Source organism: Photobacterium sp. R1 (genome assembly GCF_054600795.1).
Map to the genome: position 1 here is coordinate 1 of NZ_BAAHZP010000030.1, position 5,162 is coordinate 5,162.

The 5,162-nt window shown below is 46.1% G+C and carries 4 protein-coding genes; 3 read left to right on the plus strand and 1 reads right to left on the minus strand.

Annotated features, from left to right (window positions below):
* The first annotated feature begins 136 nt into the window (after positions 1 to 136).
* Positions 137 to 586, plus strand: a complete 450-nt coding sequence (locus ACYP03_RS23645; RefSeq protein ID WP_459782311.1) for a hypothetical protein — start codon at positions 137 to 139, stop codon at positions 584 to 586.
* A 472-nt stretch (positions 587 to 1,058) separates the two neighbouring features.
* Here the strand turns inward: ACYP03_RS23645 and ACYP03_RS23650 are convergent, their stop codons facing one another.
* Positions 1,059 to 1,634 carry a helix-turn-helix domain-containing protein gene (locus ACYP03_RS23650; protein WP_459782312.1) on the minus strand — a complete coding sequence of 192 codons (576 nt, stop codon included), beginning with the start codon at positions 1,632 to 1,634 and terminating at the stop codon, positions 1,059 to 1,061.
* 278 nt (positions 1,635 to 1,912) lie between these two features.
* Between ACYP03_RS23650 and ACYP03_RS23655 the strand changes: the two genes are divergently transcribed.
* Positions 1,913 to 3,238 carry a DNA polymerase gene (locus ACYP03_RS23655; RefSeq protein ID WP_459782313.1) on the plus strand — a complete coding sequence of 442 codons (1,326 nt, stop codon included), beginning with the start codon at positions 1,913 to 1,915 and terminating at the stop codon, positions 3,236 to 3,238.
* Between the two features lie 20 nt (positions 3,239 to 3,258).
* Positions 3,259 to 5,151: a hypothetical protein gene (locus ACYP03_RS23660; RefSeq protein ID WP_459782314.1), complete on the plus strand. Its 1,893-nt coding sequence runs from the start codon at positions 3,259 to 3,261 to the stop codon at positions 5,149 to 5,151.
* Positions 5,152 to 5,162: the final 11 nt, after the last annotated feature.

The window sequence follows — 5,162 nt, forward strand, 5'->3', positions numbered from 1 at the left end:
TACCGGAAATTACCGGACGAATCCTAAAGTAATAAAGTACCCAATCAAACTTATATTAATGCTAAGTAAATGCCCTTATGGATCAGTATCCGTAAGGGTTTTTTAGTTTCTAAGGTAATGAAAAATAGGGATATCTATGACCCAGCGTAAAACCCGAAGCAAGATAGCGGAACCGGAGACAGGAACAATTAACCATTTCGCCAACGTAGTAAAGCAGGGGAAAGCAGACAAACTAGGATCAAAGTCGACAGGTAAAGTGCAGTACGAAATTGCCATGCATGCTGCTGACAAGCAACTCTACTTCCGAATAACGGGGCAGAGCGGTGGGTCAGGGTTGCATTCTAAAGAGTGGGTGCCAATGGCCAGCCTATTCGAATTGATCGAATCGCAAGAGGATAGGTCATGGAAAAGCCAACTGTATAAACCACTGTTCAAAGGAGGTAGTGCAAACAATCAGGGCTTCTGCGCAGCCGTAAGTAGATCACTGGGATTAGCCGAGAGGGCAGAACCATCAATCTACATGCATAAGAAAGGGGAAGATTATAGCAAGGTAAAAGAGGAGCTAATGAACTTAGCCAAGCTTTAGGATCGCCATGATCCAAATGCTAAATAAGCTGCACCGAGTTACGTAACACCACAGTCAGATACCACAGCTAGCCTACTATCAGTCTCGCCAAACCATAAATAACAGACAGTCAAAGAAATTAGGGAGCAATGTTCAGCATTGATCTCACATCAATAAATATTCAACAGAGGAGCTACCTAAATGGCACCGAAAAGTAAAACCAGAGTATATTCAGAGCCACTACCTATGCGAAAACCTAGTAAGGGTACAGGATTCAAAGCTGCGAAGGCTTGCGCTGCTATAGGTGCCAGGTTCGGCCCGTGTGGCATTATAGCCGGGGGAATTTTGGGCTATATTGCAGGGGAGCTAGTCGATGAAATGCTAGAGGATTAGCCATGATCAAAGCAGAGGAATGAGGATCTCTGCTTTTTTTTGGGGGGCTCGACAGCGACGACATCCGCCGCCGTCGCGGCAAATAATGAACTATCGGTTTCTACGCTCGGTTCATGGACTCCTGAATCATGCCTTGCTCGGCAATGGCCTGACCTAAGTCGTGCTTTTTTTCTAGCTCGTCTTTGGCCTTCTCACGGCACTCTAGCTTAAGAGCTTCACGTTGTTCGTCCGAGTATAAGTTGTATGTTTTTTTTAATTCTCTCTTGAGTTTGTTGAAGTTCGCTTCCGTTTTCTCGTCGATCTTAGCTTTCCACCGTAAACAGTCTAATCGCAGCGTAACTTTGACATTAACGACTTTAACGCCGTTATTTTCCAGTTCTTCTACTCTTTTATCGACGCAAGACATTAGCTCCCCAAGGGAAATACCATAACCAATGCAAAGCTGGCTCAGGTGGTAGATAGAAATAGCTACATCGCCGTTCTCGATCTTGGAATAAGCCGCCTTGGTTATTTTAAGAGCCTTCGCTACGGTTTCCTGGCTTTCCGGGGATGGATCTGCCTTGCTGATGTCGCCACCGGACCGCACATAATCCGCACCATATAGCCTAAGTTGCTTAACAAACTCAGCGAGCACAGTAGATATGCTTGTGTGTTTTCCTAACTTAAAAGTCTTCATTCAACTACCCATTCTTGCCCAGAGGTAAAGCTCTATACCTGCTAATTCTTGGTTGAATTTTAACTACTCATTTAAAAAAGTCAAAAAATAAGAAACTTTTCTGTTGACGACCTAGGGGATGATCTATAGCATCCGCTCTATAGGTATCGCATTGAGATACTTTTTGTAATATATCTTATTGGCTGTCGCTCTTTAACAATCAGGAAAGGTCTAGCTTTTTTACGTCCGTGGTTCGTTCGCATGAGGTTGTAATCAACAACATAGAGGAGCTAGCAGAGATGCTAAGCGAAGTAAGAGCCAAGCAACTGTTCCACTCAGGAATGTTTCTAGCGAAAGCGAAACATATATCAGCGTGTAAACCGATAGGGAATAAGGCCAAAGCCGAACGACTGGAGGGTTGGTTAAGCCAATATAAAACCTTCGAACCACCATCAGACTTTCTAGCTGGCAAGTTGGAAGAATTGGTGGGAGATTCGGATGTCCTTGGCGACAGCGACGACAGAGCCTACATAGAAAGCTGTGTTCTTCGTTACCAACGGGGCATTCCGGTACATATCGGTCGGCTGATGAAATACCAACGAAACCTCGAAACTGGCGAGGCGAACCTTCAATACCTGATCGGTATGGGACTTCTCAGTATAGATGATGAGAATCGCGTACAGGTGATGGGAGACCCCGCCTTCTTTCTCTCAGGGCCAGAGCTAACACTTTGGCCGAGGAATCCAGATGGCACGTTGGTAATAGAACGGCGCAAATTAAAAGAGGTCAATGTAGAACTCGCCCAGCGAATGTACGTAGCAATGATGTACGTTCGGTACAGAAATGTACTGCGATTCAATGTCGACTTCCGAGGTAAGCACCATGAATGGCCTAATCCATTCGGTTCCTCGACAGGTAGAGAGGCACCAAAAGGCGCATCTTTCGTATACCTGTCTAAACCAATCCGCAACCACCTGCTCTATCCGAAAAAGGGTAAGCAAATATTTGTGTTGGACTACTGTTCACAGGAGCCAGCATCACTCGCGGCATTGGCTGGCGACCATGCTCTATGGTCTGCCTACCAAAATGGAGACTTGTACCTAGAGCTGCAATCACGCTCTCAGGCTTTCACTGAACTAGACAGAGTGCGCTTCAAGCGGCTGTGTATCGCACACCTATACGGTATCACATCACGAGGCATAACTAAGAAGTTCGGTGTCAGTCCGACAGTGGCGGCAATCTGGGATCGGGAATTACGTGCCATCTTCTCTAAGGTCGATGCGTATCTCGATGGAAAAGTGGAGGAGGCGAAGAAACAAGGTTTCGCTGAAGTCTTCGGATTTCGTAGAACCGTCGCCGCCGACACGCGAACGACAACAATCCGAAATTTCTATGTTCAGGCGGTATGCAGCTACATGCTCCGCCAGCTCTGCATCAAGCTAGAGCGAATGAACATCCCACTTATTTTCGCAATTCACGACTGCGTAGGCGTCCAGACCCAAGCTACAGACTCAGAAGCTTTTTCCTTAGTTGAAAAGACTATGGCGGATGTTTCCGAGGAGGTGCTGGGAGAAGGATATCGCCTGCGTTGCGATTGCGAATACCACGTAACAAACAATCGTTAATTACTAATCAGGAGATTAAAATGCAACTACGTACTAAAAACAGCAAGACAGCTCAAGGACCAAAAACTCCATTTTCACCTCTAGCGGCTCCTATCGCAGTAGCTTTAACTCAAGCTCTAAAAAGCAATGAGGATATTTTCAGTGATAGCTTGATCGAAGCCCTAGAGAAGACGCCAAACTGTGTTGTTGCGTTGGATGGAGGAGAGCCAGTATTAATCACGTCCGGTAGTGCTGTGAACTATAGTATTCCATTGGAAAGTAATGAGTTCTTCGCTCTGGTGGCTAAAGCTGCTAGATCTGCTGGCATTAAAGGATTACTTCGCTCAGATATCAAGAAGGCTATTGAATCAGTGGCGTTAAGTGCCACGATAGATGGTCAGGAAGTAGACGTAGCGCTGTACAACGAACGTCTGGATGAGGACGATCCTTCCAAGGGTGTGGTGCTGAATATGAGTAGTACTGACGGAAAAGCTTTAGTTTTGTCTGATGGTGAAGTCAGAACTATCGATGAAGCCACAGGTATTACATTCCGCCACGCTCCGTCGAATGGCTGCTTAAGTTATGGCTCGGCTCCTTACGATAGCGAACGTGTTGTCAGCCAGCTGAAACAGGTGTTCAGTAATCTGAATGACAATCAATTTGCATTAATTATGGCGTATGCTGGTTTCATCCTTTCACATCCTCGTGCCGATGGGCTTACGTTCCCTATTCTGTATTTGCACGGAAATGCTGGAACAGGAAAGACCACGGTAGCTCGCTTGTTAACTAAGCTACTTGGTCTGGGTGAAGATACGGTGAAAGCTCAGCCAAAGGATGGACGCGACTTGGTAGCGACAGTCTCGAAGAACTACCTAATGTGCTTCGATAACTGCGGTGGTATCAACGATAAATTGGCTAATGCGCTATGTAGCATAGCAACCGGAGGTACTGTCGATGATCGTAAGCTATATACGAACACTGACGTGGTTGCCACAAGATTGCACCAACCATTGATCATGACGGCAATATCGTTTCCGAAGCAGCATGATTTGTGTACACGCTCTTTGTTTGTGAAGGCGGGCAAGCCAAAGGTAGTCTATGGCAGTGACATTGAGATCTACCGTAAGCTTGACCAGATCCTGCCTCAAGTTCAGGCTTGGTTGCTGGATACCACCTCGAAAGCTATGAGCTACATAGGCTCGGTTGAAACCATATCGAATCATCGAGCTGGTGATTTCAATTTATTCCTAGCAGCTTTCGAGCGGGCTATAGGCATTGAAGATCAGTCAGTTCAGCAATATGTGAACAAGACTCAGGAAAAAGCTTTGAACCAGCAAGTTGTAGAGCACGATGAGTTCCTAGCTAGTATCGTTAATGTGGTCCAACAGCATAAGCAGTTTTCTGGCGTTCCTAGCCAGGTGCATAAGATGCTGATGAATTCGATATTGGCGGGAATGCGTCGTCTGCCTCGTAACTGGCCTCAAAATGCTTCGGCATTAACTGGGAAGCTTAACCGCATAAAGGAACAGCTAACAAAACAAGGTGTTGAGGTACTTTCTGGTGGTGCGCGAGGTACTAATGGTCGTAAGTTAATATTGCGCGCCATTGATGCAGCAGAGGTGGATGTACCTAATGTCGAAGCCGTAGTAGAACAACTTGAAACAGAAGAGCCAGCACCAATTAAGGATGCTGCACAAACTGTTGAAAGTTCAGTACATATGGTTGAGTCAGCACAGGACAGCTATTACGTTGAGGAGCTACCAGAAATTGATGAGAGTGAGCTGCTGGGCGATTTTGAACCGTTAGATGACGATGCTATGGATGCCTTGATGGAGGACTCCGAAGAGTCTGCATCTCTGCTAGATGTAGCACCTGACTGGTCTCAGATGTCTCAGGAAGAAGTAGACGCAGCTACCGCTGATTTTCTTGGCTGATAGCCGTTCAT